Below are 16704 nucleotides of genomic sequence, written 5' to 3'. Positions count from 1 at the left end.
CGGACTGGGTGAGCGGGCCCGTACCGAAACCGGGTCGGCTCACAGTCCGAGTGCCTGCGTGAATACCGGCCAGCCCCGGTGCAGGTCCTCCTGCCAGTAGCCCCAGGAATGGGTGCCGGTGGGACGCATGTCGAAGGTGGCGGGGATGGCGAGCTCGGTGAGTCGGGTGCGCAGTTCGCGCGTGCAGCGGACCGCGCCGGTTTCCAGTGCTCCGCCGACGAGGATCTGATCGGCCAGTTTCGCCGGGCTGGAACGGATTCCGGGACCGTCCAGGGTGTCGAGCGGCCCCGGCAGTCCGGTGCCGGTGGAGACATAGATCGCGGTGCCGCGCAAGCGATCCGCGTGCAGATAGGGGTCGTTGGCCGCCCATGCGGGGTCCGTCGGCGGGCCCCACATGTTCACCGTATTGCCCATACCGCCACCCACGACCGCGTCGACGATGAGCTGGCCGGCGGGATCGCTGGTGCGTGCGCAGCCCGAGTACGACCCGATCGCCCGGTACAGGCCCGGGGCGGCCAGTGCCAGCTGAAAGACCGAGGTCCCCGCCATGGATATGCCGATGATCGCGTTCGTGCCGTTCCCGCCGAAACCGGAATCGATGATCGGCGGCAGTTCCTCGGTGAGGAATGTCGTCCACCGCTGCCGGCCCAGGACCGGATCGTCGGCGCGCCAGTCGGTGAAGTAACTGCTGGCTCCGCCGAACGCCACCACCACGTTCACCTGTTCGTCGGCGAAGAACTGCGCGATATCGGTCCGGTTGATCCAGTTTCCGTCGGCGCCGCCGTCGATACCGTTCAGCAGGTACACCGTGGGGGCCGGGCGCGAGCGATCGGGCGCCGGAAGGACCTCCAGGCGGATCGGGCTGTTCATCGCCGCGGAGTGGACGGTGACCGTGAGGGCTCGCGGCGAACCGGGCGCCGCGGTCGTCAGGACGGAACCGTCGGGGGAGGGGCGGGCGTTCGTCATGGCCTGTGTGGCCGAAACCGAGGCGGTGGCAGGCGAATTCGGGGCGGCGGCAGGAGGCTGGGCGGCGGCTGACCCGCAGGCGAGCCCGGCCGTCATCGACAGCGCCGCGGCCAGTCGAGCCGAGGTGCGGCAGATGCCGTGTGAGCCAGCAGAATTCACGCGCCGCCTTTCCTGGGTACGAAACCGCGGAACCGCTGACGCCGACGATAGGGCGGTACAGTGTTGCCCGACAATCACATCGCGTCGGTTTTGGTCCGTATGCCAGCGCGGGCGCGTCCGGTCTGGTAGTGGCCACAAATTCCGCGGTATCGGCTACCGGGGTGGGGGCCGGCGTCGTTGACTGTGGTCGGCCGTCGGGGAGTCGTGCCGCGAACACCTGTCGAGATCGGAGTGCGAGGATGGTCAGCCGTCCGCCGAGAATGCGCATCGCCCGTGCCGTCGCCGTCCTGTCGGCCGTCATCACCGTGGCGGCAGCGATCACCGCCGCGAACGATCGCGCGGGCGCCGACCCCGACGATCCGGCGACCGTCACCGCGCCCGACGGATCGCATATCAGCGATATCCATCGGCGTGACGACCGGATCCTCGATATCGGCGTGTACTCGGCGGCGATGCGCACTGTGACTCGCGTACAACTGATTCGGGCCGCCGACCCGGACCGGCCGGCGCCGACGCTGTATCTGCTCAACGGCGCCAACGGCGGCATCAGCGACGGCAGTTGGTCCGATCGCACCGATATCGCCGAGTTCTTCGCCGACAAGCAGGTCAACGTGGTGGTGCCGTTCGGCGGAGCCAGCAGCTACTTCACCGATTGGCGCGCCGACGACCCGGTGCTGGGCCGGCAGCGGTGGCGTACCTTCCTGACCAAGGAATTGCCGCCGATCATCGATTCCGGATTCGGCGGAACCGGAGTGAACGCGATCGCGGGAATTTCGATGGCGGGGACCTCGGTCTTCCAGCTGGCGCTGGCCGCCCCGGGTTTGTACAAGGCGGTCGGCTCGTACTCCGGATGTGTGCGCACCAGCGACCCCCAGGGCCAGTTGATCGTTGACGCCGTGGTCGGAAATCGGATGGGCAATACCGTGAACATGTGGGGGCCGCCGACGGATCCGGCGTGGGCGGCCAACGACCCCTACCTGCACGCGGACCGCTTGCGCGGCACCGCGATCTACGTCTCCACCGGCACCGGGCTCCCGGGACCGCTCGACACCTTCCAGGGCGCTCACGGCGACCCGACGCAACTCGCGTACCAACTGGTCTTCGGCGCGGCCCTCGAAGGGATGACGAATATCTGCACCCACCAGTTGCACGACCGCCTGCAGCAACTCGGCGTGCCCGCGACCTTCGACTTCCGGCCGACCGGTACCCATTCCTGGGGCTACTGGCAGGACGACCTGCACACCTCCTGGCCGCTGTTCGCCGACGCCCTCGGCGCGTGAGGACGCGACCCGGTCAGCGCACGCGGTCGTAGACGACGGCCATCTCGCCCAGCTCACCCGTTTCCTGATGGGAGAGCGTCCAATTCGTCGCCGGCAGGCCGTCGTCGAACAGACGCGGTCCGCCACCGGCGATCTCGGGGCAGACGGTGAGGTAGAGGCGGTCGAGCAGATCGGCGGCGAGCAGATCCTTGATGACGCTCGCGCTGCTGTTGACCAGGATGTCGCCGCTGCCGGTGCCGCGCAGGTCGGCGATCAGGTCGGCGGCCGGGGCGTTCACGATGCGGGTGCGGTCCCAGGGGGCGTCGGTCAGTGTGCGGGACAGCACCACCTTCTCCGTATCGACCAACCACTTCGCATATCCGCGGTCGCGCGGGTCGGCGGAGTCGTCGGCCGCGACCGAGGGCCAGAAGCCGAGGAAACCCTGCGCGTTGAGCCGGCCGAGCACCGCCGTCGTGGCGTTCTCCCGCATCCGGGTCATCTGGTCGCGCGCGACCTCGGTGGTCGCGTAGCGCACGATCGGGCCCATATCGCCCGGGCCGGCGGGGCCGTGGTACCGGCCGTCGAGGGTGATGCTGAGGTTGGCGGTCACTTTGCGGGTGTCGCTCATCGTGGGGCTCCTTCGTTGTTTCGTTATTCGGTGGACGTGGATGCGCCGACGGCGTCGGCGAGGTTGTCGAGGACTGCGGCCCAACCGGTTTCGATTCCGGCGATGAAGGCGACCGCGTCGACGGTGGTTTCGGTGATCGTCAATTCCATGTACATGCGGGTGCCCTCGGCGGTCTCGGTGAGGGTCAGGGAGTAGCGGCCGGTGAAGGCCACGGAGCCCGCGGCATCCAGGACGGACAGCTCGAAGACCAGGCGCTCGTTCTTCTCCGCGGCCAGCACGCGGCCCTGCGAGCGATACCGATGTCCCTCGGGGTCGCGATAGTCCAGCACGGCCCGCCCGCCGGGTGTGGGTTCGAGTACGCATTCGGTGATGCGCATCGGCGCCGGCGCCCACCAGGCCGCCAGCAGGTCCGGATCGATCCAGTGTCGCCACACGGTGTCAGGCGGTGCGGACAGCATGCGCTCGAAGTTGAACGTCCGCCCGTCCGCCCATCGGTCCTGGTGCGCCGCAGCGGTTTCCGCGTCGATCGCCGCGCGGTAACGGGCAACCACATCCCGCTCACCGGCATGCGCGTCGGCGGTCTCCGCCACCTCGCACAGCCGCCGCCCCAGCTCACGCAGCGGTCCCGCCTCGAGGGCGTACACCCGCCGCTGCCCCAGCGGAAAAACCGCCACCACCCCGGCCCGCGCCAGCGTCTGCAGATGTTTGGTCGTCTGCGGCTGTCGCAACCCGGTCGCCTCCGCCAACTCCCCGACCGAGCGAGGCCGCTCGGCCAGCAGCTCGACGATCCGCCACCGCGAACCGTCGCCCAAGGCGGAGAAGATCTGATCCATGAGCTAAGTATTCACCTAAAAGAATATTCCTGTCAAGGAATATCTTTCTGGCGGGTGGAGCAGGGCTCGCGGTGTGTCAGCCTGGCCCCGGTTCCGGCGAACTGCGGACTGGAGACGAGGAGCATCGTGCCGTGCGCCGATAGTGTTGGGACCATGCTGCTGTGGATCAATGGGCCCTTCGGCGGGGGTAAGACCCAGACTGCATTCGAGCTGCACCGGCGTCTTCCCGGCAGTGTCGTCTGCGATCCGGAAGAGGTGGGTTTCGGACTGCATCGAATGATGCCGTCGGCGTTGCGTGGCGACTTCCAGGACTTTCCCGGCTGGCGGCAGGGTGTGTACGAGGTCCTCGACCACGTGCTTCACAAGCACGAAGGCGTGGTGATTGCGCCGATGACGGTCGCTGATCCTCGGTATTTCGAGGAGACGGTGGGACGGCTGCGCTCGGCGGGACACGCGGTGCGCCATTTCGCGCTGCTCGCCGAACGGGAAACCGTTCTGAATCGTCTTCGTGATCGTGGACTCGGGATCGCGCCCCTCCTCCGCTCGGTCGGTCGGAGCGATCTACTGCTGCGCCGAGAACAGTTCGCGGTGGACAAACTCGACTACTGCCTCGAACAGTTGAGCAAGCCTGAGTTCGCCGAACATATTTGGACCGACACCACCGCGGTGACGGCAGTAGCCGACCGTATCGCCACCATGGCCGGCTTGACGCCGGCCCCCGACACCGACGGTCGGCTGCGCGGCAGGCTGCGCCGGATGGCGGTCACCGTCCGTCACGCCCGTCGATGAACACGAATTCGGCGGGCGACGGCCGTACCGGAGTTCAGTTATCGTGCGCGTGAAGGAGTGATATGGACGGCGGCTGTCTCTGCGGCAATATCCGGTTCACCGCGACCGGTGCCCCGGACTTTCCGCACCTGTGCTCGTGTGAGCACTGTCAGCGGCTCTCGGGCGCGCCGGTGATGGCGTGGGTGTCCTTCCCGGAGAAGGGATTCGCGTGGACCGGTCCGGGCGGCGAGCCGACCTGGTTCGAGACGTTCCCGCAGATCTGCCGTGGGTTCTGTCCGAAGTGTGGTTCCTCGATCGCGTCCAAGGGCGATGAAGCCGGTCTGGTGGGCGTCACGATCACGGCGTTGGACGATCATTCCGGGCTGATTCCGGTCAAGCAGAGCTTCGCGCACAACGCCGTCCCGTGGTTGGCGCCGTTGAACTGAGACACCGCTCTCGCGGGGCGGGTCCCGCGCATGTGCCAGGACCCGTCGGGTGCCGAAATGCATGGGGGCGTCGCGGAGGTCGGTGGCACGGTCGGTGTCAGATGGTGACCACGATTTTGCCGATGTGTTTTCCCGCTTCCAGGTGGTGGTGGGCGGCGACGATGTCGTCGAGGGGGAACACGGTGTCGATCGTGGGTTGTAATGCGCCGGTGCGGATTCCGGCGTTGAGGAAGGCCGCGATGCGGTGGACCGCTGCCGGATCCAGCGTGTGCTCGAAGCTCATGTACCGGATCATCGTGATCGGGGCGGCGGGGAACGGTGCGGGTCTGGGGTCGAGCCAGCCGACGGTGATCAGGGTGCCGCTGAACGGTGTGGCTGCGCTCGCCAGTTCCGCCAGGCCGGGGCCCATGACGGAGTCCAGGATGATGTCGGCACCGGCGCCGTCGGTGTGCCGGTGCGTCGCCTCGACGACATCGTCGTGGTCGGTGACGATGACCGCAGAGGCGCCGGCTGCCAGCAGGGTGTCCTTCTTGGCGGTATGGCGGGTGACGGCGAGGGGGATGGCGCCGATCTGATTGGCGATCTGGATGGCGGCCAGGCCGACAGCGCTGGAAGCCGCGGTGATCAGAACATGGTCGCCCGGTCGCATCGCGGCCTTTTCGACGAGCGCGCCGTAGGCGGTGGAGTACGCCACCCACAAGGCGGCAGCGCCGGTGGCGTCCAGCCCGGCGGGACGGGCGATGATCCGGTCGACGGGGAGGACGAGGTGTTCGGCGTAGGTGCCGTTGGTGTCCATGTCGGGTACGGCGGTGACGATGACCGGATCGCCGACGGCCCATCGCTGTACGCCGGCGCCGAGGGCGTCGATGGTGCCGGTCCCCTCGACGCCGAGACGGGCATGCGGCAATCGGATCGGCCGCGGTGACATGCCGGTGCGTACCATCTGGTCGAGCCGGTTGATGCCCACGGCTTCGATCCTGAGGCGAACTTCGCCGGCGCCCGGGGTGGCGACCGGCTCGTCGACGATGTGCAGGACTTCGGGGGTGCCGGTTTCGTCGAACACGACGACTCGTGACATGAGGTCTCCTGATCACGCTATTTCTAGTGCATTCGTTCTATAAATAGAGATAGTACAGTCGTTCTAGAAATGTCAATCGCACGCGAGGGAGGTGGCGATGGCGGGGCGCCCGGTCGACCGTCAGCGCAGGGACGAACTGCTGGACGCGGTGGTCGATTACACCGTCGAACACGGGTTTTCGGAGTTGTCCTGGCGGCCGGTAGCCGCCGGTGTCGGGGTTTCACCGACCACGCTGGTGCACCACTTCGGCACCAAAACGCGCATGCTCCAGGCCATCCTCGAGCGTTTGCGACAGCGGATGTTCGACGCCACCAGCGATGCGGCCGGTGCGCATCCCGACCTGGCGACGGCGGCGCGCGCGGTCTGGGCGCGGACGTCGGCCCCGGATCGGGAGGCGGAGTTCCGGTTGTTCTTCGCCGTCTACGGACGTGCCCTGCAAGCCCCCGAACAATTTCCGGACTTCCTCGACCACGTCGTCACCGACTGGCTGGCCTCGCTGCGCGATGCTCGAGCCCCGGGCGCTGATCCCGAGACAGCAAGTCGCACAGCGACATTGGTCATCGCGACGATTCGCGGGCTGTTACTCGATCTGCTCGCCACCGGCGACCGCGACCGGGTCCAGGATGCTGCCGAAAGCTTCCTGAGCACCCTCGAAGATCAACCGCGGCCCGCCCCGGCCCCCGGCGGACGCACTTAGCGCCATCAGTCTCTCGACCGCGCCGACCCGCTCAGCACCCACGTACCCACGACAGCCGCTCCGCGGTGCGCACGACTGCTGGAACACGAATCAACACCAGCGCGCAGCTGTCGGTGATCGCTCGAACCGCCGGCTGAGCGCGGCCGGCACGAGGGGGCCGTCACGGCGAGATCGCGGGGTCGTAAAGCGCTCGCCGTGAACGGTTTCCGGATCAGCGGTGGGCGTCGAGTACCTCTCGCAGCCGCTGTGCGAATGCCTCCGGCTGCCCCGCGTAGCTGGCGTCGCCGCCGGCGAAACCGCTGTGATGGCTGGGGAATACGGTGGGCTGCTGTCCGAGGAGGGCGGCTGTCGCTGCCGCGGTGCGGCCGGTCAGCACGTTCCCCGTCTCCTCGCCGACGGCGATGAGGACGCGGGTCGGGGCCTCCGTCAGTGCGGCGACGTCGGGCCGGTAGCCGCTGACCGCCCAGGACCGGTCCGAGACCAGCGGATCGTCGCGGGAGCCGTCGTCCTCGGTGGGCATTCCGAACTGCGCCGGGTCGGGGGTGGGCAGGGTGAAGAAGTCGTCGGTGAATTCGCCCTGCCAGGACGCCATCGCAATGAATGCGGCCATACCGGCGCCGAATCCCTTGGCCTCGTACGCATCTCGCACGCCGATCTGTGCGCGACGGGCCGCTTCCGCGTCGGGCAGCGCCGGCAGGATCGGCGGTTCGTGCGCCACCAGTGTGGTCACATCGCCGGGGTGGGCGGCCACCAGGGCCAGGGCGGTCACGGCTCCGCCGCTGCTGGCGAAGATCTCCACCGGGCCGCCGATGTGCTCGATGAGCGCGTGTAGATCCTCGGCCTGCACGACGGGTGAATTATCGGTGCGCCCGTCCTTGCGCACGCTGCGCCCCAGCCCGCGCGGGTCGTAGGTGATCACGGTGCGGTCGGGGAAATAGGAGGCCAGGGTGGCGAAACCGTCGGCCGTCATCGGCTGGCCGACCATGAGCAGCGGCGCCCGGCCGTCGGCGGTGGGCAGCGGACCGCGGACGTCGTAGGTGAGATCGGCCTCGGGGGTGCTGAGGATTTCTGTCTGCATGCTCCTAGGACGAGGCGGGCGCCGGAAATTCATCGGTCACCGCCCCCAGTGTCGCGGCGAACAGTTCGGTCACGCGCTGCCAGGAATCGGCCGCGGCCGCCGCGTCGTGCACCGGACGTCCGGGGAAGAAGTAGGCGTGCTGCGCACCGGGGTAGACGACCACTTCGTAGTCCGCCCCCGCCTGGGCGAGTGCGGCGTCGATGGCCGCGCGCTGCTCGGCGTCGATCACATGGTCGCGCTCGGCGAGCAAGAGCAGCAGCCGGGTGCCGCGTTCGGCGATCGACGAGGTGTGGGCGAGCAGCGGATCCGGGATGCTCAGCGCGGTACCGGCGACCGGCAGCCAGCCGGGGTAGAAGATCGCCGCGGCGTCCAGATCCAGCCTGGTCGCGGCGAAGTAGGTGATATGCCCGCCGAGGCTGAAACCGAGTGCGCCGGTGGTATCGCCGCCCGCACCCTGTTCGCGGGCGAAGGCCACGGCCGCGCGCAGATCCGCTTCCACGCCGTCGCGGGTGAGCGTGCCGAGCAGCTCGAAGGCCCGCGCCCGATTCTCGTCGGATTCGGCCAGTCCGGCGGCGGTCTCCGGTCCGCACCGGTGATACAGATTCGCGACCACCGCCACATATCCCAGCGCGGCCACCCGGTCGACCACTGCCCGCACTTCGGCTGTCAGGCCCCACAATTCGGCGCCGACCAGCACCACCGGCAACCGGCCGCCGTGCGCCGGTCGCGCGAGATAGACGGCCATCGGTGAACCGTCCACCTCGACCTCGGCATGCCGGCCCACGATTTCCTCGGTCATTTCAGCCTCCACTGTGCCGCGACCTGCCGATCAGGTTGCGCCCCAGGCATTCTGCCGTAGGCCGCGCGCTGTCCCCAGTGCTGACTCGGCGACGTGGCCGACCACGCGCTCGGCGAGCAGCGCGCATAGCGGCCGGAAACTGTCCTAGTTCTGCGCGAGAATGGGCCGGTGACCGATACGACGCAGCGCCTGCTCACCCTCCTGTCGCTGCTGCAGACACCGCGCGAATGGTCGGGGAGTGAGCTCTCGCAGCGACTGGGCGTCAGTCCCCGGACCGTGCGCCGCGATATCGATCGGCTGCGCGAGCTCGACTATCCGGTGCAGGCGACGATGGGCGTGTACGGCGGATATCGGCTGGCCGCGGGGACGGCGATGCCGCCGCTGCTGCTCGACGACCACGAGGCGGTGTCCACCGCGATCGGGCTGCGGACCGTCGCCGCGCACGCATTGCCCGGTGCGGACGAGGCGGCGGTGCGAGCGCTGGCCAAACTCGAACAGGTGCTCCCGACCCGGCTGCGGGCCCGCGTGCGTTCGGTGAGCGCGGCCACCGAAACCCTTGCCGCCGAATCGGATTCGCCGGTCGACACCGCCGTGTTGACGGTGCTGGCGGCCGCGATCGGCGGGCGGGAACAACTGCGCTTCGGTTACGTTTCGAACTCCGGTGCGCGGACCCGGCGGCTGGTCGACCCGCATCGCCTGGTCGCCGCGGGGCAGCGCTGGTATCTGGTCGCCTTCGATCGCGAGCGCGACGATTGGCGGATCTTCCGGATCGACCGCATCGAGAATCCGCAGCCGATCGGCTTGCGCTGCGAGACACGGGAACTACCCGCCGAGGACGCGGCCACCTACCTTCGCGATTCGTTGTATTCGATGGCGCCGGTGTACCGCGCGGAGGTGACGGTGTTCGCTCCGGCGGCCACCGTCCGCGCCACGGCGGGTGCGCTCGGCGAGATCGAGGACGTCGACGAGCACACCTGCCGGCTGCGCACCGAGGCGGACACCGTGCAATGGCTCGTCGTGCGACTGCTGCGGCTCGGCCACGACTTCCGCGTCGATGCCCCGCCCGAGCTCGCCGACCATGTCCGCGAACTCGGCGCCCGTTTGCAGCGCGCCGCACCCGCGCAATCGGGGGCGAAAAAGCTACGGTGACCGGATATACGCAATTTCTCAGCAAGCTGTACCGGAATACTCGAGGAGAACTGGTTATGCGTCGACTGAGTGTCACCCGTCGTCTCACAGCGGCAGCGGCGGCAGCCGCGGCGGCGTCCGTGGTCTTCGCCGGTCCCGTCGCGGCGGAACCCGCTGCCGTGGACTGGTCCGCGGCGACCGCGCATCTGCGTGCGGCGGCGGCCGGGAATCCGGCGGCCGAACAGGCAATCGATCGGCTGCTCGCCGCCGGTCCGACCGTCGAGCAGGCGGCTCTGCCCGCCCAGCCGTTCCAGATTCCCGCCCAATCCGACATCGGGCGCGGCACCGGCCCCGGCGTCTACGGGTCCGGAATCGCGTTGAACTACGACGGTTTCCGCCTCGGCTTCTTCGGTGGCCCGGGCACCATCGCCCCGAATCAGGGCGGGGCGAATCTGCAGGTCGTCTGGTACAACCTGTCGAACGGGCGCAGCGGCACCCAAACCCTGCTCGAACACAACGACGTGCCGGTGGACACCACCATCCGCACGCCGGTTTTCGATCCGGGGGCGGGCATGGTCGTGGCCGCGGTGTACGGGACGCTCTGGCACCGGTGGCCGGTCCCCGTTTCCGATGCCAACCCGGACGGTTTCCAGTACCAACTGGGCACCATTTCGGTCCCGTCGTTCGGCGCCTTCTACAACTGAGCGAACGACAGTGCGCGGGACCGGTTCGCAGCGAACCGGTCCCGTCGCCGTTTCAGTGGATGAACGGCAGACAGCTCGCCATCCCGAAGTGCACCAGCAGATATCCGGACGCCGGTACCGCGGCGACGAGAGCGGCGAACAGCGCGAGCGGAATCCCGCGCCCGGCCCGCCGCGTACGCGAGTCGGCGCGCACCAGCCGGTGCACCCGGTCGGCGACGGCGAGTGTGCTGGTGCCCAGCGCGGTATCCGGTAGCAGCGAGCGGATCTCGGCATCGCCGGTCGCTCCGGACAGCGTGAGCAGCGCGGTGAGTACGGCGGTGCGGCTGTGGCGACCGGCGGCGCGGTCGTCGGCACACATTTCCAGCAGCTGGGCGATGCGGTCGTCGGCGGCCGCGAACAGCGGAATGCGCGGCAGGGTGGTGGTCAGCGCGCGGGTCGACGCGCGGATCAGATGATGCCGCCCGGCCAGATGCGCGTCCTCGTGGGCGAGCACCGCCGCGAGCTGCGGCCGATCCAGCGCGGCGACCGCGGCACTGGTCACCACGACCGTCCCCGGTCGCCCCGCCACACAGTAGGCCGCCCGTTGCGGCGCATCGATGACCACCGCCGCGGCCGCACCGGTGTCGTCGTCCAGGCGCCGTCCGACGAGCGATGCCGAGCGTGCGTGCCGGGCGCTGCTGCGTCCCGCGCGCACCACCGCGCCGATCACCCGCACGCCCCGCACCGCGACGAATCCGATCAGCGCGAGCGCCGAGATCAGCGCCGCGAACTGCGCGACCGGACCGTGGCTGCCGTCGGCGGTCGCGTGCACGGCCACCACACAGTCGTCGAACAGGTGGGCCATCGGCAGATCCCAGGTGTGGGCGACCTGCACGGCCAGAGCCACCGCCGCGGCCGCCCACGCGCCGAGCACGGCGGCGATCGCGGTCAGCCAGGCCAGCACCCCGAGTGCGGGGACGCTGCCGTGCGCGGTGAGCCGGGTCAGGATCGGCGGGCCGAGAACGCAGACCAGTGCCGAATACCCCAGCAGGCACAGCGCGAGGGTCACTCGGCGACCTCGGTGCCCGGCTGCTCGGTAGGGGCATTGCGGGTCTTCGCGCGGCGCAGCACCTTGCGCAGGGCGGCGGTGTCGTCATCGGAGATCTGTTCGACGAAGTGGGCGAGCACCAGATCGGAGCGACCGCCGCCGAGCGCCTCGCGCATCAACTGGGCGCTGTACTGTTCGCGGCTCAGGCGCGCTCGATAGCGATAGGCCTTACCCTCGCGTTCGCGTTCCAGCCAGCCCTTGCGATGCAGATTGTCCATGGTGGTCATGACCGTGGTGTAGGCGATTTCCCGGCTGCGCAGCAGATCCTCGAACACGGTCCGCACGGTGATGGTGTCGGGAGCGGACCAGATGCGGTCCATCACCACCGCCTCCAGATCCCCGAAACGATGTGCCATCGCACCTCTCCACCATCGACTACGTACCGGGATAGTACCCATTCCCAGCCCTCGGGAACGGCTGTGGCCCCGCCGCAACGACGGGGCCACAGGGTGGGAGAGCCGATTTCAGGAAGCGGCCGGAGCAGGTGCGTTGAGGGTGTTGTACATCTGCACCGCGCTCGCGATACCGACCGGGACGCCGAGGATGGCGGCGCCGATCAGCGGTCCGACGGTGGCACCGAGTCCGGCCCCGACCAGGCAGCCGGCCGCACCGCTACCGAGGAAGAACTCCGGCACCAGGGCGAAGCCGATCGTCGCGCCGAGCACGCAGCCGGTGATGCCGCCCACCGCGCCGCCGGCGAGGCTGCCGATACCGGTCGCCAGCCCGAACTGGGTGGCGGCCACGCTCAGGGCGGAGTTGAACTCGTCCTGGGTGTAGATCGGCTGGGCGGAGGTGACCGGTTGTTCGACGGCGGCCGGCTGGGGCGCCGGCTGCTGAGCGGCCGCCTGCTGGGTCTCCGGCAGCGAGGCGGGTGCGGTGGCGGCCTGTTCGGCCTTGGGCGAGGTGGCCAGGGCGGTACCGGCGACCAGGGCGCCGCTGCCGTCCTTGACCTGGAACTGGGTGCCCACCGTGGTGAGCGAACCCAGTCCGGTCTGAATGCTGACCGAGCCGTCCTGCGTGTTGCTGGTGTAGCGCACGCCCGGAAGGATTTCGGTCGTCAGTGTGAACGGGTCGGCGGCGATCGGTGCGCCGGCGGCGGGGGCCGCGGGCGTGCCGGTGGCGGCGTTCGCAGTGGTGGCGGTGGTGGCTACGGCACCGGTCACCATCAGAGCTATGGTCGCGCCGGAGACCAAACGGGTGGTCTTGTTCATCGGATCCTCATCGTGGTCGATCGGATAAGGCGGCGAGCGATCGGGAATTCCAGAGGGAGAATTGCCGAATTATCCGCTGCCGGTGCGAAATCCGGATTATCCGGACCGCGCGAACCGAGATTAACGAGTACCGAACCCGCGTAAAGGTACGACGCGAAAACGTTTACGGTTGAGAAATGTTGCTAACCAAGCGGATACAGCTGCGTAATAAGCCTTTAACGTGAGAACCGAATGGGCCGAGCGGTTTCCGGACATCGTCGCGGTCATTCGACTATGTACGTACGCATTTAGTAGAGGATCGTACGTATCCGTCGGCGACAGTAGCAATCTTCGAGCGATCCGAAAAATCGCAGGGGCGAGACCGGTAGCGGTCTCGCCCCTGTGGCAGCCGAAACGTCGTTCAGCTCGGTGTGATCCGGAACAGTCCGGTCGTGGTGCCCTGGTATTGCACGCGTCCCGGTGCGATCGTGCCGACCATCTGCAGGGTGTCGTGCACGGTGCTGGTGCCGATCAACCGGCTGGAATTCTCTATGCCGGTTTCCGCGTCGATCGCGACGAGGTGATAGGTGTCGATCACCGCTCCGGCGCTGCCGGTATCGATGCCGGCGATCTGATTCTTGCGGGCGACCGTGTAGATCTTGCCGTCCGCCAGGGAAAGCCGGGGGACCGCAGCGGATTTCACATCACTGGTCCATTTCCGGGTGCACCCGCTACCGTCGGCCTTCACATCGATGCGGACCATACCGCCGGTGAAGTCGGCTTTGTCCGGCTCGCTCGGACCGGCGTTGTCCGGCAGCGCCGGATACGGATAGCCGTAGGTGCTCGCCACGAAGACGCTGTCACCCGAGCCGATCGGCGAGTTCTCGGTGCCGTCCACCGCGGGCATCGAGCAGACCGCGCGGCCGGTGCGAGTGTCGTAGACGAGCAGATTCTCCTGCGGCACCGCATTGTCGGTGATCGCCAGATAATCGGTACCGTCGCGCGGGCCGAAGAAGGTCGGACTGGCCCCGCTGCCCCAGCTGAGTTGCCCCGGTTTGCGTGCCGGGCCGCGATCGTAGGGCTGGCGCCACACCTGGTGCGGAGCGCCCGAGGCGTCCGCGGTGAACAGGTAGGTGGCGTGATCGGTGGTGACGGCGGTGCCCTCGGGGGCGGTCGAGATGCTGTTGTCGACGTGTTCTCCCGGCAGCGTGATCGACTGTGCGGAACCGGTTTTCGGATCGACCGCACCTACCGCGCCGTTTGCGGTGGCGAACCACACCCGGCCGTCGCGATCGGGCATCAGCGAGGCGACGCTGTCGCAGCCGTTCCCGCCGCAGTGGCCGGTCACCGCGGCGGCGAGGGGAGTCGAGGAGGCGATGGCCAGCTTCCAGCCATTGCCCTCCTTGGTATGCGCGACCCGCACCAGATTGTCGTCACCGTCGACCATGACCATGCGATCGGCATTGTCCAGATAGGCGTAGACCCCGCCGAGCAGACCGCCCTTGGGCAGTGCCAGCGACGTGAGCGGCTGACCGCTGTTCGGGTCGAGCAGGAATATCTTGGGCGAACGGTCGGTGACGGTGGTGCACAACGCCTGCGGCATGCCGTCGGCGCCCTGCAGGATGGTCGGGCATGCGGCGGCCAGTTCCCGGAACTGCGCGTTCACCGCGCCGGTACCGACACCCGGCAGCGGAGTGCTGTCGGAGGACTCCGCATCGCCGTGCATGGTGGCGGTGCCGACCGGCCCGAGATACGGATCGACCGGAGGGGGTGGGCCGAACGCGGCGTTCGCGGTTCCCGCGCCGATGGTCAGTATCGCCGCCGCGGCGGCAGCGATCGAGGTGATCGCGCCCTCGATAAAGCCCTTACGTCGCACAAGCACTCCTCGATATGATTATTCGTATCGAATGATTCAATTATTCGTATCGCGACAGGTTAGGAGACCCCGTGCCGACTGGCAACACCGGACGGGCCGAAAGCTCGCCGCCGACCCGGCGGGTGGTGTCGGTGGTGGAACTGCTCGCCGCGCACGACGGTGCGCTGACCTCGGCGGAGATCGCCGATACGCTGGGGTTGAGTCGCTCCACCATGGGAGCGATCCTGGGCACTCTGGAGGAAACCGGTTGGGTGCGGCGGCTTCCCGACCTCGGCTACGAACCCGGTCCCGCGTTGCTCGTGCTGGGCGGACGGTTACGGGATCGCCTGCGCGATCACGACCGGGTGGAGGCCGAACTGCGGCGGCTGGCCGAACGGGTGGGCTGCGGCGCCGCCCTCACCTCCATCGCCGGCAGCGAAGCGATCTTCGTCGCGGTGGCCGGCGGGCCCGGGCTGATCCCGGCCGGAATCGAGGCCGGCACCCGGATACCGTTGCGCCCTCCGGCGGGTGCGGCCGTGCTGGCCCACGCCGGGCTGCCCGCGCAGCGCGCGTGGTTGCAGCAGGCGCCGCCCGAGCGCCGGGCCGAATTCGAACAGGTGTTGGAAACCGTTCGCGCCCTGGGATATTGCGCGTGGGGTCTGGACGCGGCCAGCCTGCCCACGCTGCGAGTGCTGGCCGAGGTGGTCGATCATCTGTCCGACCGGCCCGCGGACAAGGCGTTGCGGGAGCGGGTCCTGGCACTGCTGGCCACGATCGGCGGCACGGCGCACAGCCGAGCCGATCTCGACAGCGATCGCGCACTGCCGATCAGCTATCTCGCGGTCCCGGTCTTCGACGGTGAGCGGGTGGTGATGGAGGTCCAGATCGGCCCGCTCAGTGCCGCCGTCGGTGCAGCCGAGCGCGCCGAGTACGTGCGCGAAACCGTCTCCGCCGCACGGAGAATCGCGGCGGCGCGTTAGCGGTTCAGGGCCTGGTCGAATATCGGCCAGGAGCGGTGCAGATCCTCCTGCCAGTAGCCCCAGGAGTGGGTGCCGTTCGCGCGCAGGTCGAAGGTCGCGGGAATGTTCAACTGCGTCAGCCGGTCCCGCAGCGCGATCGAGCAATTGTGGGTGGCGGCCTCGAGCACGCCGCCGTAGACCAGCTGCTCGATGAGTTTGCGAGTGTTGCCGTGGATTCCGGGCCCGTCCGGATTGTCGAGAGGACCGGGAATTCCGTTGCCGGTCGAGACGTAGATCGCCAGCCCGCGCAGCCGGTCCGCGTTGACGTACGGGTCGTGGGCCGCCCACAGCGGATCGTCGGGCGCACCCCACAGATTCAGCGGATCACCGTGCCACCGCAGTACCACGCCGTCGACGAACGCCTGCCCCAGCGGATCGCTGGTGCGCGCGCAGCCACTGTAGGAGCCGACCGCCCGGTACAGCTGGGGCGCGGCCAGGGCCAGCTGGAAGACGGAGGTGCCGGCCATGGAGATGCCGGCCACCGCGTTCGCGCCGGAGCCGTGAAAGGCCGAATCGATGATCGGCGGCAGCTCCGCGGTGAGGAAACTCGACCACTTCTGCCGGCCGAGCACGGGATCGTCGGCGCGCCAATCGGCGAAATAGCTGCCGTTGCCGCCCATCGGCGTCACCACCGTGACCTGTTTGCCGCGGAAGAAGTCGACGATATCGGTCTGTTCGGGCCAGCTGCTGGCCTCCGAACCGCCGCTGGCGCCGTTGAGCAGATACAGCACCGGCGCCGGGGCCGAACCATCCGGTGCCCGAAGGACTTTCACCTCGATCGCGCGATTCATCGCCGCGGAGTGCACGCGCAGATCCAGCATGCCGTCGGGTTCCTGCTCGACACCGAGCAAATGCGCACCGTCTGCGGCGGGTTCGGCGGCGGCGGTGAGCGCGGTGACGCTCACCGGGGTGGGTGGCGGGTCGTCGGCCACCGCGGGTGTCGCGCACAGCGCCGCGGTCAGCACCGACGCCAGCAGGGCGGTGGGCAGTGAGCGGCGAATCATCCGCCT

The 16704-nt window shown here is 68.7% G+C and carries 18 protein-coding genes; 7 read left to right on the top strand and 11 right to left on the bottom strand.

Features of this window, described 5'->3' with window-relative positions; genetic code table 11:
• Nucleotides 1-39: 39 nt before the first annotated feature.
• Entirely contained in the window at nt 40-1062 is a 1023-nt protein-coding gene (locus AC5592_RS24680; RefSeq protein WP_063065549.1) for an alpha/beta hydrolase, read from the bottom strand.
• A 302-nt stretch (nt 1063-1364) separates the two neighbouring features.
• Between AC5592_RS24680 and AC5592_RS24675 the strand changes: the two genes are divergently transcribed.
• Nucleotides 1365-2405 carry an alpha/beta hydrolase gene (locus AC5592_RS24675; RefSeq protein WP_063065548.1) on the top strand — a complete coding sequence of 347 codons (1041 nt, stop codon included), beginning with the start codon at nt 1365-1367 and terminating at the stop codon, nt 2403-2405.
• A 13-nt stretch (nt 2406-2418) separates the two neighbouring features.
• Here the strand turns inward: AC5592_RS24675 and AC5592_RS24670 are convergent, their stop codons facing one another.
• Both AC5592_RS24670 and AC5592_RS24665 read right to left on the bottom strand, forming a co-directional pair.
• On the bottom strand, nt 2419-3012 hold the full coding sequence (locus AC5592_RS24670) for a dihydrofolate reductase family protein (protein WP_063065547.1): 594 nt from the start codon (nt 3010-3012) through the stop codon (nt 2419-2421).
• 23 nt (nt 3013-3035) lie between these two features.
• The gene (locus AC5592_RS24665; RefSeq protein ID WP_063065546.1) at nt 3036-3845 is read right to left on the bottom strand and encodes a metalloregulator ArsR/SmtB family transcription factor; all 810 of its coding nucleotides are present in this window, start codon (nt 3843-3845) and stop codon (nt 3036-3038) included.
• Nucleotides 3846-3998: 153 nt separating this feature from the next.
• Between AC5592_RS24665 and AC5592_RS24660 the strand changes: the two genes are divergently transcribed.
• On the top strand, nt 3999-4634 hold the full coding sequence (locus AC5592_RS24660) for an AAA family ATPase (protein ID WP_063065545.1): 636 nt from the start codon (nt 3999-4001) through the stop codon (nt 4632-4634).
• A 62-nt stretch (nt 4635-4696) separates the two neighbouring features.
• Entirely contained in the window at nt 4697-5059 is a 363-nt protein-coding gene (locus AC5592_RS24655) for a GFA family protein (protein WP_063065544.1), read from the top strand.
• Between the two features lie 97 nt (nt 5060-5156).
• Here AC5592_RS24655 and AC5592_RS24650 read toward each other — a convergent pair whose 3' ends face one another.
• Complete coding sequence (locus AC5592_RS24650) at nt 5157-6137, bottom strand: zinc-dependent alcohol dehydrogenase family protein (protein ID WP_063065543.1); 981 nt, start codon at nt 6135-6137, stop codon at nt 5157-5159.
• A gap of 97 nt (nt 6138-6234) precedes the next feature.
• On the opposite strand from AC5592_RS24650, the gene AC5592_RS24645 reads away from it, so the two are divergent.
• Nucleotides 6235-6834, top strand: coding sequence for a TetR/AcrR family transcriptional regulator (locus AC5592_RS24645; protein ID WP_051024548.1), 600 nt, complete (start codon nt 6235-6237; stop codon nt 6832-6834).
• Between the two features lie 211 nt (nt 6835-7045).
• On the opposite strand, the gene AC5592_RS24640 is transcribed toward AC5592_RS24645, so the two are convergent.
• Together AC5592_RS24640 and AC5592_RS24635 are read right to left on the bottom strand one after the other, a co-directional pair.
• A complete protein-coding gene (locus AC5592_RS24640) occupies nt 7046-7912 on the bottom strand; it encodes an alpha/beta fold hydrolase (protein ID WP_063065542.1) in 867 nt (288 codons plus the stop codon).
• A gap of 4 nt (nt 7913-7916) precedes the next feature.
• On the bottom strand, nt 7917-8711 hold the full coding sequence (locus AC5592_RS24635; RefSeq protein ID WP_063065541.1) for a dienelactone hydrolase family protein: 795 nt from the start codon (nt 8709-8711) through the stop codon (nt 7917-7919).
• Between the two features lie 168 nt (nt 8712-8879).
• On the opposite strand from AC5592_RS24635, the gene AC5592_RS24630 reads away from it, so the two are divergent.
• Together AC5592_RS24630 and AC5592_RS24625 are read left to right on the top strand one after the other, a co-directional pair.
• Complete coding sequence (locus AC5592_RS24630; protein ID WP_036507966.1) at nt 8880-9860, top strand: helix-turn-helix transcriptional regulator; 981 nt, start codon at nt 8880-8882, stop codon at nt 9858-9860.
• A gap of 56 nt (nt 9861-9916) precedes the next feature.
• On the top strand, nt 9917-10543 hold the full coding sequence (locus tag AC5592_RS24625) for a hypothetical protein (RefSeq protein WP_036507968.1): 627 nt from the start codon (nt 9917-9919) through the stop codon (nt 10541-10543).
• Between the two features lie 52 nt (nt 10544-10595).
• Here AC5592_RS24625 and AC5592_RS24620 read toward each other — a convergent pair whose 3' ends face one another.
• From AC5592_RS24620 to AC5592_RS24605, 4 genes are all read right to left on the bottom strand, one after another.
• Nucleotides 10596-11591: a M56 family metallopeptidase gene (locus AC5592_RS24620; RefSeq protein WP_036507971.1), complete on the bottom strand. Its 996-nt coding sequence runs from the start codon at nt 11589-11591 to the stop codon at nt 10596-10598.
• Complete coding sequence (locus AC5592_RS24615; RefSeq protein ID WP_036507975.1) at nt 11588-11986, bottom strand: BlaI/MecI/CopY family transcriptional regulator; 399 nt, start codon at nt 11984-11986, stop codon at nt 11588-11590. Before AC5592_RS24615 ends, AC5592_RS24620 begins: the two co-directional genes overlap by 4 nt.
• 108 nt (nt 11987-12094) lie before the next feature.
• Entirely contained in the window at nt 12095-12841 is a 747-nt protein-coding gene (locus tag AC5592_RS24610) for a DUF8020 domain-containing protein (RefSeq protein WP_036507978.1), read from the bottom strand.
• A 400-nt stretch (nt 12842-13241) separates the two neighbouring features.
• A complete protein-coding gene (locus tag AC5592_RS24605) occupies nt 13242-14702 on the bottom strand; it encodes a hypothetical protein (protein ID WP_371507451.1) in 1461 nt (486 codons plus the stop codon).
• Nucleotides 14703-14767: 65 nt separating this feature from the next.
• Here AC5592_RS24605 and AC5592_RS24600 point away from each other — a divergent pair, with 65 nt between their 5' ends.
• Nucleotides 14768-15655 carry an IclR family transcriptional regulator gene (locus tag AC5592_RS24600; RefSeq protein WP_063065539.1) on the top strand — a complete coding sequence of 296 codons (888 nt, stop codon included), beginning with the start codon at nt 14768-14770 and terminating at the stop codon, nt 15653-15655.
• On the opposite strand, the gene AC5592_RS24595 is transcribed toward AC5592_RS24600, so the two are convergent.
• On the bottom strand, nt 15652-16698 hold the full coding sequence (locus AC5592_RS24595) for an alpha/beta hydrolase (protein WP_063065538.1): 1047 nt from the start codon (nt 16696-16698) through the stop codon (nt 15652-15654). The two genes, AC5592_RS24600 and AC5592_RS24595, sit on opposite strands and share 4 nt — an antisense overlap.
• Nucleotides 16699-16704 lie beyond the last annotated feature (6 nt).

Source organism: Nocardia violaceofusca NBRC 14427 (genome assembly GCF_963869435.1).
Classification (GTDB): Bacteria; Actinomycetota; Actinomycetes; order Mycobacteriales; family Mycobacteriaceae; genus Nocardia; species Nocardia aobensis.
The sequence above is the reverse complement of the archived record's forward strand: the minus strand, read 5'-3'. Positions and strand labels throughout refer to the sequence as shown.

Excerpts from the sequence above, each read along its gene's own strand:
- AC5592_RS24680 (WP_063065549.1), bottom strand. The coding sequence starts at position 1,062 with ATGACGGCCGGGCTCGCCTGCGGGTCAGCCGCCGCCCAGCCTCCTGCC.
- AC5592_RS24675 (WP_063065548.1), top strand. The coding sequence starts at position 1,365 with ATGGTCAGCCGTCCGCCGAGAATGCGCATCGCCCGTGCCGTCGCCGTC.
- AC5592_RS24670 (WP_063065547.1), bottom strand. The coding sequence starts at position 3,012 with ATGAGCGACACCCGCAAAGTGACCGCCAACCTCAGCATCACCCTCGAC.
- AC5592_RS24665 (WP_063065546.1), bottom strand. The coding sequence starts at position 3,845 with ATGGATCAGATCTTCTCCGCCTTGGGCGACGGTTCGCGGTGGCGGATC.
- AC5592_RS24660 (WP_063065545.1), top strand. The coding sequence starts at position 3,999 with ATGCTGCTGTGGATCAATGGGCCCTTCGGCGGGGGTAAGACCCAGACT.
- AC5592_RS24655 (WP_063065544.1), top strand. The coding sequence starts at position 4,697 with ATGGACGGCGGCTGTCTCTGCGGCAATATCCGGTTCACCGCGACCGGT.
- AC5592_RS24650 (WP_063065543.1), bottom strand. The coding sequence starts at position 6,137 with ATGTCACGAGTCGTCGTGTTCGACGAAACCGGCACCCCCGAAGTCCTG.
- AC5592_RS24645 (WP_051024548.1), top strand. The coding sequence starts at position 6,235 with ATGGCGGGGCGCCCGGTCGACCGTCAGCGCAGGGACGAACTGCTGGAC.
- AC5592_RS24640 (WP_063065542.1), bottom strand. The coding sequence starts at position 7,912 with ATGCAGACAGAAATCCTCAGCACCCCCGAGGCCGATCTCACCTACGAC.
- AC5592_RS24635 (WP_063065541.1), bottom strand. The coding sequence starts at position 8,711 with ATGACCGAGGAAATCGTGGGCCGGCATGCCGAGGTCGAGGTGGACGGT.
- AC5592_RS24625 (WP_036507968.1), top strand. The coding sequence starts at position 9,917 with ATGCGTCGACTGAGTGTCACCCGTCGTCTCACAGCGGCAGCGGCGGCA.
- AC5592_RS24615 (WP_036507975.1), bottom strand. The coding sequence starts at position 11,986 with ATGGCACATCGTTTCGGGGATCTGGAGGCGGTGGTGATGGACCGCATC.
- AC5592_RS24610 (WP_036507978.1), bottom strand. The coding sequence starts at position 12,841 with ATGAACAAGACCACCCGTTTGGTCTCCGGCGCGACCATAGCTCTGATG.
- AC5592_RS24595 (WP_063065538.1), bottom strand. The coding sequence starts at position 16,698 with ATGATTCGCCGCTCACTGCCCACCGCCCTGCTGGCGTCGGTGCTGACC.